Origin of the sequence: Paenibacillus amylolyticus (assembly GCF_047302515.1) — a bacterium.
GTDB lineage: Bacteria > Bacillota > Bacilli > Paenibacillales > Paenibacillaceae > Paenibacillus > Paenibacillus amylolyticus_G.
In genome coordinates, this window is the sequence record NZ_CP168019.1 from 6,263,525 (window position 1) to 6,278,240 (window position 14,716).

Genomic DNA, 14,716 nt, shown 5'->3' on the forward strand with positions numbered 1-14,716 from the left:
ATATGGAGTATATCAAGGGATTTACTTTTGGCTGGATGAGTGGCAGGGGGGACTTCCGTAAGCCGGAAGCCAAAGAATCTTTGCGCCTGATGGCAGAACGTACAGGCAGTTCTCATGTTATTTTTGCACTGGCGGCACATCAGGATCATCCGCAGGCGGTAGAGGTCAAGTATCGGGGTACACATCTGGTAGAGGATGATGAACTGGTGGACATGATGCGTTATGCCCGTACACTCGGGCTGCGTGTCATTCTGAAACCAACCGTCAATTGTACCGATGGCACATGGCGTGCACATATTAACTTTTTTGATATCGATGTGCCGTGTGAGCCAAAGTGGAAGGATTGGTTCCGCAGCTATACGGCATTTCAGAAGCATTATGCAGCGATTGCAGAGCAGGAAAAGTGTGAGATGTTCATTGTAGGTTGTGAGATGGTGCAATCCGAGCGTCGGGATGAAGAGTGGCGCGAGGTGATCGCCAGTGTGCGTGAAGTGTACACAGGACTGGTGTCGTACAACACGGATAAATATCAGGAAGGTCATGTGAAATGGTGGGATGCCGTTGACGTGATCTCTTCCAGTGGGTATTATCCCATCGGAGATTGGGAGGCACAGCTGGATCGTATTGAACAGGTGATTGCTCCCTATGGCAAACCCTTTTTCTTTGCGGAAGCAGGTTGTCCCAGCCGCAGTGGATCGGCCCAGGTTCCAAACGATTGGGGACTGGAAGGCGAAGTGAATACGGAGGAACAAGAGCGGTTCTATGAAGCGATGTTCCGGCATGTCAGTCAGCGTGACTGGGTACGTGGATTCGGTCTGTGGGATTGGAGCGCACATCTACACGCGGAGAAGGAGGCGCTGACCGATGATGGATATGGAGTTTACGGAAAGCCAGCGGAGCAGGTGATTCGTCGGTTCTATGAGGGCATCGCTGTAGAAGTTTAAATGAGAAACAAGAAGGCGTATGAAGATGGATTTCAGTAATATATCTGCATATGTACTTTCGTGATTTCCATGCTGTGAGTGAGGAATAGCAGATTATTGTTGAACTTATTTTTGCAGTTGTGATTCACATTCAGGTCAAGAAGCCTTTCCTCCTACAGGAAGGGCTTTTTTGGCTATTTTAATAACAACACATATCATGTCGAATTTTGTTGACAAAAGGAGGGCTCCTGCCTATTCTTAATGGATGAATATGATAATCATTATCATAAAATAGAGAAAAGGGGTTCAACATTCATGTCTGTACAACATCGCAAATCTTCGGCCCTCACGTTGGCAACTATGCTCTTGTTGTTATTCGTTATTGTGGGTTGTAGCAATACAGGAAGTGGAGATGAATCCTCATCTGCTGCTTCGGATCAAACATCTACGAAGTCGATTACGATGTCATGGCCACGTGATATCGGTACAATGAATCCGCATACGTATAATCCTTCGCAATTATTTGCCCAATCCATGCTCTATGAGCCGCTGATCAGTTACCAGAAGGACGGAAAACTGGAACCTGCTCTGGCAGAATCATGGACCATCTCCGATGACGGCAAAGTATATACATTCAAGCTTCGCCAAGGTGTGAAATTCTCAGATGGTACACCATTTAATGCTGAGATTGTGAAAAAGAACTTTGATGCTGTAATGAAAAATAAAGATACACATAGCTGGCTGGGCATTGTAGGTGTGCTCGACAAGACGGAGGTTGTGGACGATCAGACTTTCCGGTTGACACTCACAGAGCCGTATTATCCTGTTCTTCAGGACTTGTCGGTGGTTCGTCCTTTCCGCTTCCTGGGTGAAGCCGGATTCCCGGATGACGGAGATACATCCCAAGGTATCAAAGAGCCGGTTGGAACAGGCCCGTGGATGCTGGCTGAATACAAGCAGGACGAATATGCCGTCTTCAAGCGCAATCCGAACTATTGGGGAACAGCACCGAAGGTAGATCAGATTACGGTCAAAATCATTCCTGACGGTGAAACCCGTGTACTCGCTTTTGAAAAAGGTGATCTCGACCTGATCTATGGTGAAGGTGTGATCAGTCTGGATGCGTTCCAACAGCTGCGTGACAACGATGAATATGTGACCCAATTGTCTGATCCGGTGGGTACTCGCAGCTTGCTGCTGAACTCTTCCAATCCAAAGCTGTCCGATGTCAGAGTGCGGATGGCGCTCCAGCAAGGGTTTAACAAACAGGCGATGGTGGAAGGTGTCACTTCCGGTTTGGAAGAACCAGCTGATACCGTATTGTCCAAAAACTATCCGTACACCAATGTAGACCTGGAACCGATCACGTATGACGTGGAGAAATCCAAAGCTTTACTGGATGAAGCAGGCTGGAAGCTGCCAGTAGGTGGTACAGTTCGTGAGAAAGACGGTCAGCAGCTTGATTTCGAGATGATTTTTGACAAGACGGACCCGATTCAGAAAGCGATGGCTGAGACCATTCAGGCGGAATGGAGCGAGCTTGGGGTTAAAGTAAATCTCACTGGGCTGGAACTTACGGTTCAGATCAAACGTTTGAAAGCCAATGATTTCGACTTGTATTTCTGGTACAACTATGGCGCTCCATATGATCCACATTCCTTCATTAACGTTGTGGCAAGCCCTGGATTCGGGATTTCCGAGACCTTGAGTGCGTTGCCGATGAAAAAGGAACTGGACGATCAGGTGCATGCAGCACTGTCATCCACAGACGAGACGAAACGCCAGGAGTTATATGGCTCTATCCTGAAAACACTTCAGGAGCAATCGGCGATCGTACCCATCTCTTATATTAAGAAAACGGCTGTATATCAGAAGAAAATCTCCAACTTTATTTTCCCGGCAAACCGTGATGAAAATCCGTTTGTAGGCATTGAATTGGGCAATCAATAGGTCGTAATTACTTTAATTTGGGAAGTGGTAAGGCCTTGGCAAGGTCATGTAGCTTAATAAAAGGAGGAACGTTTGGTGATCAGTTATATCGGTAAACGAATGATCGCGATCATTCCTATCGTTTTTATCGCTACACTTGTTACCTTTGCGCTTATTCATATCTCACCGGTTGATCCGGCCGAGGCTTATCTGACAGCGGCTCATATCTATCCAACACCAGAGCTGCTTGCGCAAAAGCGGCATGAATTCGGTCTGGATCAGCCTTTGTTAACCCAATATGCGCATACGATCCAGAAGATTGCCAAGCTCGACTTCGGTACTTCGTATCTCACCAACAAACCCGTATGGGATGAAGTGAAACTAAGGCTTCCCGCTACGGCTGAACTAGCCTTCTGGAGCATGTTGTTATCGGTTTTGGTGAGTATTCCATTGGGAATACTGGCGGCGGTGTACAAGAATAGCTGGATTGACATGGTCAGCCGTGCGATTTCCTATTTTGGCGCGTCGATCCCGCAATTCTGGCTCGGTTACCTGCTGATCTTCTTTTTCTCGGTGAAGCTGGACTGGCTGCCTGTGGAGGGCCGTGGCTCGTGGGAGAATCTGGTTCTGCCTACGATTACACTCTCCTTGATTCTTATTGCGGTCTACACCCGATTGTTACGTTCCAGTGTACTGGAGCAATTGCAGGAGACATATGTAAAGTATGCAAGAACACGCGGGATTCGCGAAAGAGTGATTATGCTCAAGCATGTCCTGAAAATCGCCATATCGCCCCTTATTACGGGGATGGGGATGAGTATGGGCAAGCTGCTCACAGGCACCATTATTGTAGAGCAGGTGTTTTCTTGGCCTGGGTTCGGGCGTTATTTTGTCGATGCGATATTTAACCGGGATATTCCCGTGATTCAATGTTATGTCTTCCTGGCGGCATGCCTGTTCATCGTATGCAATCTGCTCGTTGATCTGGTGCAGCTCGTTATGGACCCACGGATTTCAGCGAAAGGACGGGCAGAACATTGATAAACAAATGGCGTGCGGTATTTAAAGGACAGAGAGCCATCCAGATCTGCTCGGTGATTATATTGCTTTTCTTCGTGATCGCGTTATTAGCTCCATGGATTGCTCCTCATGACCCTGTGAAGGTGAATCTGTTGCAGAAGCTGGCGAGTCCATCGCTTGAGCATTGGCTGGGAACGGATCATCTGGGACGCGACAATCTCACTAGACTGATGTATGGAGCGCGGGTGTCGCTTGGATTTGCTACCCTGATCTTCCTGTCATCTTTGCTCATTGGTGTCATTGTAGGTTCAATCTCCGGTTACCTTGGTGGCTGGGTGGACAGTCTGCTGATGCGCTTGTGTGAAGGCATTATGGCGTTTCCGAATCTGGTGCTGGTGCTCGGTATTGTGGGGATCTTTGGTCCAGGTCTGATGCAGGTGCTTCTGGCCCTCATGATGGTACAGTGGGTGTATTATGCACGTATCTGTCGGAATATGGTCGTTAGTCTGAAAGAACGGAACTTCATCGCAGCGGCGCGGATTAGCGGCTCCTCTTCGTGGACGATTATCCGCAGACATATCATTCCTAACGTGCAGCGTCCCATTGTTGTGATGGGCACGCTGGAGATGGGCTGGGCGATTATGGATATATCTGCTCTATCCTTCCTGGGACTCGGTATTCAACCACCGAATGCAGAATGGGGCGCTATGATTCATGAAGGGACAGGTTATATTCGCAGTCATCCGGAGTTGATGATCTACCCGGGGGCATTGATTCTGCTCGTAGTCATTACGTTCAACATTTTGGGAGAAGCGTTATCCGAGCGTTATGGCATTGCAAAAAGGTAGTGGTTCGGAATCGAAGGCATATGAGGGGTGAACGTAACGATGGATGATGCAGCGAAGGTACTCGAAGTTCGTGGTCTGCAAGTGAATCTAAGAACAGCGGAGGGTTCAGTCCCGTTACTGGAGCCCATTGATTTTGAATTAAAAAAAGGTCGTGTCTTCGGTCTCGTCGGTGAGAGTGGCAGTGGTAAGACCGTTACATGTAACGCGTTGCTCCATCTGCTTGATCCGTGCAGGATGGAAGTGTCGGGCAGCATCCACCTGAATGGACGGGAGCTTGGCTCGTTGTCAGGTGAGGAGATGCGGCGCATCCGCGGCAAGGAAATCGGATTTATTATGCAGAATCCGATGAATGCTTTTACACCCGTATATACGATTGGGTCTCAATTCATTGAAACCTTGCGTACGCATACGGGAATGTCCAAAGTAGCGGCCCGAGAGCGGGCTATTGCTGCGTTGGCAGATATGAACCTGCCCGAACCAGCTAAACTGATGAAGCGATATCCCTTCCAACTGAGTGGCGGTATGTTGCAGCGTGTGATGATCGCCATATCGATGTGCCTGCGACCGGCTTTGGTTATTGCTGATGAACCAACGACGGCACTGGATGTCGTAAATCAGTTCAAGGTGCTTCAGGAATTGGATCGGCTACGTACCGAATACGGCACATCCATCTTGCTCATCTCCCACGATCTGGGTGTGATCTCGCAAATGGCAGATGAAGTGGCGGTTATGCAGAAGGGACGGATTGTGGAGCAGGCAGATGTGTACCAACTGTTCGATCACCCGCAGCATGAGTATACGCGGATGTTGTTAAATGCCAGACCCAGTATGTCTTTGGGACGATAGGACGATAGCGACTAATAAAGAGTGGAATCGTTAGTCAATGTATGTGTAGAGCGGTATGAACTATGTTTGAAGCGTGTAGGTGTAGGGGGGGAATGGACATGGTAATGTGTAATTTCGTCTTCTTCCGAGATTGCTTCTGCCAAGTACAAGAGAGGAGGATGACCTGATGCTTCAGGTACGTGGAGTAAGCCATAGCTACGGCAAACGTAATTGGCTGGATCGTTCGGGAGCGCGTCCTTCTGTGCTGGCAGACATCTCGCTTACGATTGAAAAGGGTGTGTGTCTGGGACTCCTGGGTACGAGCGGGGCAGGTAAAAGTACCTTGGGTAGAATCATTCTTGGGCTGGAGAAGCCTAGCCAGGGTCAGGTTTTGTTTCAGGGTCAGGATATCTACCGATCCAGCAAACCCGTGCTCAAGGGATTACGGCGTGAACTGCAAGTCGTGTTCCAGGACTGTTATTCGGCTGTGAATCCACTCATGACTGCCGCGCAGATCATCGGTGAGCCACTAGATAATTACGAGCGATTGTCGGGAAAAGAACAACTTCGTGTGATTGGACAACTGCTTGAGCAGGTTGGACTTACACCTGAGGATGGGAGCAAGCTTCCGCACCAGTTCAGCGGTGGGCAATTACAGCGAGTTAACATCGCAAGAGCTATCGCCCTCAAGCCAAAGTTAATCGTACTGGACGAATCAATCAGCAGCCTGGATATGGTGCACCAGACACAAATCCTATCCTTGCTGGCGGAGCTCAGAGCGTCGTACGGGTTGTCGTACCTCTTTATCACGCATGACATCCGTGCCGCCATGACGATCTGTGACCGCATTGCGGTAATGGATCAGGGCAGGATTGTCTATAGCGGTGATGCGGGGGATTCGGTGATGAAGTCGGATCATCCGGCTGTGCAGCAGCTGGTTACAGCTATTTTGCCTGAGCATCCATCAGGTCGTATTTCGTTTAGGTAATGTGCGTTGTTTGTATTGTTGTAGATGGCTGTTCATTGGGGCGCTAACCATGGTTGTTTCCATTGCATTACTGATGCGAAGTCGACTTTCCAGAGGCGGGCGATTGGCGTATCAAGCTGACCTGTCGTGCGGATTTGTCTCTCTAAGCAGGTCGCTAACGAACCGAGTGAGTGTTAAATAGCGATTTAGCGTGGAATGCAAAATGTAACGAACCTCAGTGAAGTTATTCCGGTGCAAACTAGTTTAAAACCGCCAAATGATACACAGATCGAGGAAATAACGCGTCTACGATTCGTTAAACCTCAGACTTATCGGAAATGGCGCTAATAACGTGTTTACGGTTCGTTAGATCATAATGAATACTAAAAGGGTTGTCCCCTACGTCTTGTTCAAGACGTAGGGGACAACCCTTTTTTTGTAACTGGGAATAGGCACATTTCTGCTTTCTGTTATAAGTTAAACTAAAATTACAATTGCGCCACTTGCGGATTACAGGACTACCTTCAAATTGCGCGTATCCACAGATTTTTGATTTAACTTAAAACGTGAAAATCTGGAGAGAAGTATATACTTCCCATGAGGGTTTCTTGCAGAAATCTTTACCCCATCTTCCGCCCAAGCTGCTCAATCTTATCAAGCCAATTCTTTCTCTGTTCATCTGACTTTTTACCAACTTGATCTACAGGTGTTATCCGCACAGGTTTGATGCCAGTCAGTGCAAATGTGGAGATTTTCATCATTTTATGTGCGGGCTCACCCTGGAACCATTTGAAATACCAGCTTGGGCCATCCATGGTAGTGATCATACGGGCGGTGCGGCCTTTGAGAAGTTGATCCGGGAATGGTTTTCCTTTTTGATACTTGAAGGCGTAACCTGGCATAAAGATTCGGTCAACGAAACCTTTCAGCAGGGCAGGTGGTCCTCCCCACCAGATTGGGAATACCCATACAAGATGCTCAGCCCACTTAATCGCTTCTTGAGCTTGTAGCAAATCCGGTTCGAGCGGAAGTTTATTACGATATCCTCCTTCTAGATTCATGTTGAATGTCAGCTCGTTCAGGGTAATCATGCGAACATCAGCACCCGCCTGAACCGCACCTTTACGGTAAGCCTCGGCGATTGCACCGTTGTAACTGGGAGAGACGGGATTGCCTTGAATAATTAATATTTTTTTCATGGAAGATGACACGTCCTGACTATTTTAGTTAATGAACACTAACCTCATGTGCAAAAAGAAAAGGTCACGTATGACCCGGTAATCCATTCGTATATCCTGATGGGATGTTAACGATTCTCTTTAGAAGTTATTCAACAAGTCCGCTTTTGTTTACGAATCATGCCTAGGCGGCATCATCCGCATCGGAATATGGGATTTAGCCGAAATAAGCCGATGTTTACGAAGGTTGTTTCCTTCGGAAACAATGTAGTTGCTCACGTCGTTTTCCCTACGCTCCGCTAATCCATTTCTAGCTTCATCCCATCTACATTGTTACTCCTGGGGTACCTGCCCTAACATCGATGCAAGTCTGTGAACCGTTTCCCCCGTATAAGGTACCAACAGCTCCGGTAGTTCACCTTGCATACTGGAGACCGCCATACGTGTAATTGCACCGATCACCAGAACGGCTGTGAGCCGTGAATCCTGCTGAGGCAGTTCACCCCGCATCATTCCCTGATCGATCAGATCCATTAACGCATCCAATGGTTGACGGTAATCCTCGCTACTTCCGGCTTCAATGAATATTTCGTGATTCTGTGAAATCAGCAGCAGCCCGTAGGGATCTTCATCATGCAGATGGAGAACCTCGGTAACCAGTTGCTTGAAGCGTTCCAACACGGGACCTTCCTGTCGAACATACCCGTCAATCAGTGCAGTATAGTCGACACAGTATTGGGTGAAGGCTTCCAGGGCAACGGCATCTTTGTTTTTAAAATGTTTGTAGATCGCCGCATCGGTTACTCCGGCGGCGTCACCGATCTCTTTGACGGATATGCCGTCAACGCCTTTGGTTGCGAACAAGCGCATCGCCGCTTGTAGGATATCTTTCTTTTTGCTATCCACATGAGATTTGTTCTTCATGATTGTATAGTAAGTGATTACTAACCAAAATGCAATAAGCAATTTTGAAACTCTGAATTGAGACACTGAATAAGCGCTTACGACCAAAGCTTGCAGGCTTGTGAGCGGCAACGTATGATGAATAGAAATCAACATCGGAGCAGTAGGAAGAACGAAATGGATGGTGGGAAGTGTGAATGAAGAGTTGGATGCATACAGCTGGGTGACGCCCGAAGGGATGCTGAATGATCAATATATAACAAGCCGCGAACAGTTGTATAAAGGAATGAACGGACGATATGTGGAGCGATTCACTGTTCCTAGCGGTGAAAGTTATATTTTCAAACCGTTGACGAATCCTGTACAGCATGGACGGGAACGATGGATGTACGAGCGTGTGATGTCTGGCTTACCACCAATCTATCCGCAACTCATTGCAGCGTCGGATCTTACCATTGCTCCAGCACAGAGCTGGATGATCTACGAGGATCTGGGGCAACTGGTGCATGATTCGCAAGAAGCGACGATGCTCGGCGCAGCGGCACGTATGGCAGCATGGCATGCATTGCCTGTTACGGATTGGAGTGAGCTGCCTCGCGTGGGCCAGAAACCGTCCATTCGCACAATGTTGGATGAGTTGCAAATGCATAGGCAATCTACCGATGAACTGTTATCCAGATTGAATATGCAGCTATCCGCATCCGATTGGGACAAGATCTCCAGGTTGATCCTCACGGCAGAGGAAGAACTTCCAACCGTTTTGTGTCACGGAGACCTGCATCCAGGTAACATGGCGGAGGTGGACGGCAGTCTGGTCATCTTGGACTGGGAGCATGCCCATCTGAATACGCCACTGTGGGATATATATCATCTAGTTGATCTCTCGCATCCGCTGTTTCCCAGAACAGTCACGCCTGTATTGCGAGAGCGGGTCATGGATGTTTACTTGGACAAGCTGGGGAGCCTGGGCGTGCAGATTGAACGGGTTTCTTTTGCAGAATGGTACGACGCCTATGCTATTGTATTCTCACTCTGGATGTTTCGTTTGATTGACGGTGACCTGAGAAGTGAGGAATGTGTGTGGCCGAAGGAACAGTTGCGTAACCAGTGGCATGAGACGGCAGTGACGCTGGAACAGTGCATGAAGCACTTGGGTGAGGAATAGAAATGAGGGGTGAGAAGCTTGCGTAAAGTCGGACTTGTTATGCGTAAAATTCAATTCACGGAAGCACAGGGGCCACGCGTATTTGCGGATCGGCTGAAGCAGATTGGTCTGGAGCTGGGCGTGGATATTGTGTTCATCTCGCCGGAGCGTCATGTCAGCGGATACGACTGGTTGCCGGGTTATGAGCATGAGAAAGGTGACCTGGTGAACTACGATATCGTGCTGGACCAGATTCATAGTCAAAATATAGAGCATGTTATCTACACCGTATCCGGGTTTACGTTTTTGAAGATGTTCTTACCAAAGAGTGTATTGTTTCCGCATAGTTTCCCCGATCCTGCGCTAACGGGATATGAGATGATGAAGCCATTTTATACGATGGTGGATAAAGCAATTGTACAGACGGAGTTTTTAAAAACAGAACTGGGTCGCAATTTCGGTGTACATGACGTGAACGTTATTCCGATTGGCTTTAGCGAAGAGCTGGCGAACCGGCACTATGATCCGAGTCAGGTTGTGCATAATCGGGTGCTCTGGATCGGTCGGGATGAGGCGAACCGTCGTCCAGATCTAGTTTTGGAATACGCTCGGCAGAACCCGGACAAGGAAGTATATATGGTGTTTGGCGGTGTACGCTATAAGGAAACCATGAAGAAGTACGACATTCCTTCCAACGTGAAGCTGAAGTTTGCGCTCACGCAGGATGAGATATTTACGTTGATGAATTCATCCAAGGTATATTGGAGCTGTTCGGCCTTTGATACGTTTGCGATGCCGCTGACGGAAGCGATGGCGATGGGCAAAATGGTCGTGAAGCCGGAGCATGCCTGCTACGGTCACATTCGATCCACGCATGCCTTTGCAGGCAATGAGGATAACTGGTTTGAACTGGTGAACATGGCTGCGGCTGCGCCGCGCAGTGTGTCAGAAGACAACCGGGAGTATGCATTTGGTGCTTTTTCACGCACGAAGATGAAAGAAGGGTACCGGAACTTTTTCTCAGATTGGTTGAAGTAACGTAAGGTCTGTAACAAAGGGCTTGATCCATCCAGCAACAGGAGGGGAACCTTATGGAAGTGCTGATCTTGTGGACATTGGGAATGTGGGCAGTGCAGCTGCTGATTGAATGGTTTATCTACCGGTTACAAGGACGCCGAATGACGTGGGTACAATATATATTGCCATGTGTGGCCTTGCTCGGCGGTGCCGTTGTAATCATGATCAGCATCGATATTGGCGGGTGGAACGGCATCGGATATGCCCTGCTTGGCGCATCACTGGGTACCTCGGGAATGTTAACACTTATTACGGTGGCGATCAGGGATGTGGTGCTTCGGCGACGGGGCAGGAAATAGATCGAGCAGTAAAGCTACTGTACAGTATGATTGAATTGGGCGAAGGGATGGTTGCGGAAACGCATTCGTCTGTGATATATTGACATTAATTATGACATGGGAGGTGAAGACAGGTGAATCACGAGATGCTTAACAACCGTATTAGCCAGCTGCCGATTGCTATGGCTGGCATTGTTCATACTTTTCTGACCAACGGGAGAAGTCTGTCCAATTTTGAATATACGGAAGTTAACATTTGCGAGAAGATGCCTGCCTTGACCTCATTCGGACGATAAGCGATATTGCTTGAATTCTGAAGGGCCGCGGAGCTAACCTCCTGCGGCTCTTTTTGTGTTGCGGTCAGGATCTTCCATACCATAGGAGGAACCTTATTATGATGATGATTAGCGCGCAACAACTGACTCAATACCACGGAGCACATCTGGTGCTGGACGGCATTACGTTTGAAATTATGGAAGGTGACAAGGTCGCCCTGATCGGCCGCAACGGGAGCGGCAAAACCACACTTATGCGCCTGATGGCAAGACTTAACAAGCCGGATGAAGGGCAATTGATGATAAAGAAAGATACACGAATGGGATATGTGGCTCAGGTTCCAGAAGGATTGGATGACCATACCGTACTGGATGTACTGAGTCTTGGATTCAAGGAGCTTATGATATGTCGCACGCAAATGAAGGAAATGGAGCAACAGATGTCCGATCCGGCATGTGCAGCAGACCCTAATCAATTGGAGCGCCTGCTGAAACGCTACGCTGCACTGCAAGACCAGTTCGAGCGTGAGGGTGGATACGAAATGGATGCCCGGATCGATCAGGTGGCGGACGGTTTGGATATCGTCAAGGCACACTATGGTTGGCGCTTTGGTTCCCTGTCTGGTGGGGAGCAGACTCGGGTGGTGCTGGCTTCACAGCTAATCGTAAGACCCGACCTGTTATTGCTGGATGAGCCGACAAACCATCTTGATCTGGAGCGGGTTGAGTGGCTGGAAGGATTTTTACGAGAATATCCCGGCACCATTGTCCTGATCTCGCATGATCGCTATTTTTTGGATCGGGTCGTGAATCGAACACTGGAGCTGGAGGATGGAGAAGCGGAAACATCTGCTGGCGGTTATACGGAATATATGAAAGTGAAGGAACAACGGCTGTTGCAGCAATTCGAGGAGTTCAAGGAGCAGCAGAAGGTTATCAAAAAAATGAAGGAAACGATCCGCCAGTTAGAGGAGTGGGGCCGGGTTGGTGGGAATGAAAAGTTCTTCAGACGGGCGGCTTCTATGCGTAAAGCCATCGAGCGGATGGAACAGGTGAAGCGTCCTGTACTGGAGCGCCGAAATGCCGAGTTCGATGTGCGTCCTACGGATCGAACGGGTAAACGGGTAGCAGTATTGGAACAGGTCGAGAAGAGCTATGGCGAGCGTGAAATCCTGCGCGGAATCTCGGGTCTGCTGGAATATGGAGATAAAATTGCACTCATTGGCCGCAATGGTTCCGGCAAGACGACCCTGTTCAAGTTGTTGCTTGGTGACGAGCAGCCCAATGCGGGCAAGCTGGAGTGGGGGGCGCGTGTGGATGTCGGGTATCTGGCTCAACAGGAGGAACCTACGAATCCAAAACTGAACGTACTTGAATACTTCCGTCTGGAAGCAGGCGTGGAAGAGGGAGAGGCTCGCGGAATTCTGGCACGATATTTGTTCTATGGAGCGGATGTATTCCGCTCTGTCGGGCAATTATCTGGCGGGGAATGGACGCGTCTGCGGCTAGCTCTTCTGGTGCAACGTAAACCCAATGTACTGTTGCTCGATGAGCCAACCAACCATCTGGATATCGCATCCAGAGAAGCGCTGGAAGAGTCCTTGGTTGATTTTGAAGGAACTGTACTTGCCATCTCGCATGATCGGTACTTCGTCAATCGCCTCGCTTCCCGTGTCTGGGAACTGGAGGACGGTCAGATGACCGCTTATCTGGGAGACTATGAGGCGTATCGTGAGAAGAAGCTTGATATGCAAGCTCGTGCGGCGGCGACAACTCAGGCTGCAGCAGGAGGGGGAGTTTCTTCTCGTGGGAACGCCAAGTCAGAGATGAAGTCAGGTTTAACGTCTGCGCCCGGCGGGACTGCCAGATCAGGGAAGAAATCAGGAGTAACCTCGACATTGAACGGTTCAACTGTTGTAGCTGCCGATGGAAGTCAAGATCATGCAGCTTCTACTGTATCAGGTAAGGCGTTGACTCCTTCGGCAGTAGCTGCATCGAATCATAGAAGTGGCAGTGGCAACCAACAATCTGCGGAGAAGCTGGAACAGACGTTGGCTCGTCTTGAGGCACAGATTCAGGTGCTGGATCAACAGCTGGAAACGGTGCAGAACAATCCGCTTGAACTGGAACAAATTTGGAATGATCGCGAGCAATTGTCCGCTGAATATAATGATGTATTGGCACAGTGGGCTGAGTTATAAGTCCGAATGGCATGAGCATAAGATGGAACAAACGAGGTCGGAGAATTTTCTCCGGCCTTTTTGAACTGGATTGCGTACCAAAAGTAGAAAACAGTATGTTATTTCCTGCTTCGTTAATCGGAGAACGAAGGTAGCCAACATGTACTTTATTACATGTCATGGTGAATAGAATCAATTTCATAAATCACTAAAAATGGAGTTTTGTAACTAGACATAGACAAATTAAACCATTTTGATCTATGTCTAGCCTTGATTTGAAGCAGCTAAAGGTACTATGAAATTGATTCATTAGTGTAACTTTTCACCTCCACATGCGTTAAATACGTTTGTATGAATTGAAACGGCTCACCTAAGAGCTCGCAAAAAGGGAGGTTATCGGTATCTATTATTCATTGACGTATCGGAGTTGGTCGGATGATCGACAGGCGGAGACGGGGGTGCTGGAACAGATTTCAGTCACACGAGATGAACTGTTCATGCGCAAACTGGTGGATGCCACCTTGGTGAAAAACAAACTCTGGGCGCATCTGTCCAATGAATGCCAGGATGGGCGGGAACATGCAGTATATGTAACGGCGTATGAGCAACAGATGCCGGATGTGTACGGTGCGGCGATTGCGGACGCTGCGCTGGCAATGTGCAAAATGTCTTCCATGTACAGCCCAGAGTATATGCTGTGGAATGGAAGTTCGTTTCAGGAGTTGGAGCTCACAGCGTCATCCACCTATACGATGGAGCTTGCCGAGCAACTGCTGGACCATTACATGGTTCGCGGTGGCAAGACGTATGAGTTCCTGTATTCCGTGCTAGATGCGGATCGCAAGAAAGTGTTGTTTTATATGAAAGAGGTGGATCTGTGATGAGTGACCAAGAGCGGGGGCAAGCATCGAAACCCGGGTCAAAAGCGAAACTGGTTGCTTTCTCCCTGATGCTGGCGGTTCCTGCCGTGTTATCCGGTTGTGGCAGCAACAATGATGAATGTGACCCGGAGTATGATACCGGATGTGAATATGATTCCAGCAGTGGGCACTATTACTACGGTGGGTCGTCGTATCGAAGCAACAAGGACAGTAACAGCTCCTATAGCAAATCCAAGTCCAAATCAAGCGGCTTCGGTAGCTTCTTCCGCAGTTCGGGAGGATAACCGG

General features: G+C 48.6%; 15 protein-coding genes. 13 read left to right on the plus strand and 2 right to left on the minus strand.

Going from position 1 to position 14,716, the window contains the following annotated elements; genetic code table 11:
• Nucleotides 1–2: 2 nt before the first annotated feature.
• The 6 genes from ACDJ59_RS27480 (at nt 3) to nikE (ending at nt 6,533) form a co-directional block, all read left to right on the plus strand.
• Entirely contained in the window at nt 3–944 is a 942-nt protein-coding gene (locus ACDJ59_RS27480; RefSeq protein ID WP_413406856.1) for a glycoside hydrolase family 113, read from the plus strand.
• 294 nt (nt 945–1,238) lie between these two features.
• Nucleotides 1,239–2,873, plus strand: coding sequence for a nickel ABC transporter substrate-binding protein (gene nikA, locus ACDJ59_RS27485; RefSeq protein ID WP_413406857.1), 1,635 nt, complete (start codon nt 1,239–1,241; stop codon nt 2,871–2,873).
• Nucleotides 2,874–2,948: 75 nt separating this feature from the next.
• Nucleotides 2,949–3,893 (plus strand): nickel ABC transporter permease subunit NikB, encoded by a 945-nt coding sequence (gene nikB, locus ACDJ59_RS27490; protein ID WP_413406858.1) that lies wholly within the window; start codon nt 2,949–2,951, stop codon nt 3,891–3,893.
• Nucleotides 3,890–4,720, plus strand: coding sequence for a nickel ABC transporter permease subunit NikC (gene nikC, locus ACDJ59_RS27495; RefSeq protein ID WP_036671611.1), 831 nt, complete (start codon nt 3,890–3,892; stop codon nt 4,718–4,720). Before nikB ends, nikC begins: the two co-directional genes overlap by 4 nt.
• Nucleotides 4,721–4,759: 39 nt before the next feature.
• Nucleotides 4,760–5,566, plus strand: coding sequence for an ABC transporter ATP-binding protein (locus tag ACDJ59_RS27500; RefSeq protein ID WP_413409925.1), 807 nt, complete (start codon nt 4,760–4,762; stop codon nt 5,564–5,566).
• A gap of 166 nt (nt 5,567–5,732) precedes the next feature.
• Nucleotides 5,733–6,533 (plus strand): nickel import ATP-binding protein NikE, encoded by an 801-nt coding sequence (nikE, locus tag ACDJ59_RS27505; protein WP_413406859.1) that lies wholly within the window; start codon nt 5,733–5,735, stop codon nt 6,531–6,533.
• Between the two features lie 599 nt (nt 6,534–7,132).
• Here the strand turns inward: nikE and ACDJ59_RS27510 are convergent.
• Nucleotides 7,133–7,711, minus strand: coding sequence for an NAD(P)H-dependent oxidoreductase (locus ACDJ59_RS27510; RefSeq protein ID WP_413406860.1), 579 nt, complete (start codon nt 7,709–7,711; stop codon nt 7,133–7,135).
• A 312-nt stretch (nt 7,712–8,023) separates the two neighbouring features.
• Nucleotides 8,024–8,614, minus strand: a complete 591-nt coding sequence (locus tag ACDJ59_RS27515; protein WP_036671691.1) for a TetR/AcrR family transcriptional regulator — start codon at nt 8,612–8,614, stop codon at nt 8,024–8,026.
• A gap of 160 nt (nt 8,615–8,774) precedes the next feature.
• On the opposite strand from ACDJ59_RS27515, the gene ACDJ59_RS27520 reads away from it, so the two are divergent.
• From ACDJ59_RS27520 to ACDJ59_RS27550, 7 genes are all read left to right on the plus strand, one after another.
• Nucleotides 8,775–9,758, plus strand: coding sequence for a phosphotransferase (locus ACDJ59_RS27520; protein ID WP_413406861.1), 984 nt, complete (start codon nt 8,775–8,777; stop codon nt 9,756–9,758).
• 18 nt (nt 9,759–9,776) lie between these two features.
• Nucleotides 9,777–10,775: a glycosyltransferase gene (locus ACDJ59_RS27525; RefSeq protein ID WP_340399807.1), complete on the plus strand. Its 999-nt coding sequence runs from the start codon at nt 9,777–9,779 to the stop codon at nt 10,773–10,775.
• 53 nt (nt 10,776–10,828) lie between these two features.
• The gene (locus tag ACDJ59_RS27530; protein WP_413406862.1) at nt 10,829–11,113 is read left to right on the plus strand and encodes a hypothetical protein; all 285 of its coding nucleotides are present in this window, start codon (nt 10,829–10,831) and stop codon (nt 11,111–11,113) included.
• Nucleotides 11,114–11,238: 125 nt separating this feature from the next.
• Complete coding sequence (locus ACDJ59_RS27535; protein ID WP_413409952.1) at nt 11,239–11,388, plus strand: hypothetical protein; 150 nt, start codon at nt 11,239–11,241, stop codon at nt 11,386–11,388.
• Nucleotides 11,389–11,486: 98 nt separating this feature from the next.
• A complete protein-coding gene (gene abc-f, locus ACDJ59_RS27540; protein WP_413406863.1) occupies nt 11,487–13,568 on the plus strand; it encodes a ribosomal protection-like ABC-F family protein in 2,082 nt (693 codons plus the stop codon).
• Nucleotides 13,569–13,960: 392 nt separating this feature from the next.
• Nucleotides 13,961–14,428 carry a hypothetical protein gene (locus ACDJ59_RS27545; protein WP_413406864.1) on the plus strand — a complete coding sequence of 156 codons (468 nt, stop codon included), beginning with the start codon at nt 13,961–13,963 and terminating at the stop codon, nt 14,426–14,428.
• Complete coding sequence (locus tag ACDJ59_RS27550) at nt 14,428–14,712, plus strand: hypothetical protein (protein ID WP_036671603.1); 285 nt, start codon at nt 14,428–14,430, stop codon at nt 14,710–14,712. The genes ACDJ59_RS27545 and ACDJ59_RS27550 overlap by 1 nt, the downstream gene beginning before the upstream one ends.
• Nucleotides 14,713–14,716 lie beyond the last annotated feature (4 nt).

Coding starts and splice junctions, on each gene's coding strand:
- ACDJ59_RS27500 (WP_413409925.1), top strand. CDS start 4,760: ATGGATGATGCAGCGAAGGTACTCGAAGTTCGTGGTCTGCAAGTGAAT.
- ACDJ59_RS27520 (WP_413406861.1), top strand. CDS start 8,775: ATGGTGGGAAGTGTGAATGAAGAGTTGGATGCATACAGCTGGGTGACG.
- ACDJ59_RS27535 (WP_413409952.1), top strand. CDS start 11,239: ATGCTTAACAACCGTATTAGCCAGCTGCCGATTGCTATGGCTGGCATT.
- abc-f (WP_413406863.1), top strand. CDS start 11,487: ATGATGATGATTAGCGCGCAACAACTGACTCAATACCACGGAGCACAT.
- ACDJ59_RS27510 (WP_413406860.1), bottom strand. CDS start 7,711: ATGAAAAAAATATTAATTATTCAAGGCAATCCCGTCTCTCCCAGTTAC.
- ACDJ59_RS27550 (WP_036671603.1), top strand. CDS start 14,428: ATGAGTGACCAAGAGCGGGGGCAAGCATCGAAACCCGGGTCAAAAGCG.
- ACDJ59_RS27530 (WP_413406862.1), top strand. CDS start 10,829: ATGGAAGTGCTGATCTTGTGGACATTGGGAATGTGGGCAGTGCAGCTG.
- nikA (WP_413406857.1), top strand. CDS start 1,239: ATGTCTGTACAACATCGCAAATCTTCGGCCCTCACGTTGGCAACTATG.
- nikE (WP_413406859.1), top strand. CDS start 5,733: ATGCTTCAGGTACGTGGAGTAAGCCATAGCTACGGCAAACGTAATTGG.
- ACDJ59_RS27480 (WP_413406856.1), top strand. CDS start 3: ATGGAGTATATCAAGGGATTTACTTTTGGCTGGATGAGTGGCAGGGGG.
- ACDJ59_RS27515 (WP_036671691.1), bottom strand. CDS start 8,614: ATGAAGAACAAATCTCATGTGGATAGCAAAAAGAAAGATATCCTACAA.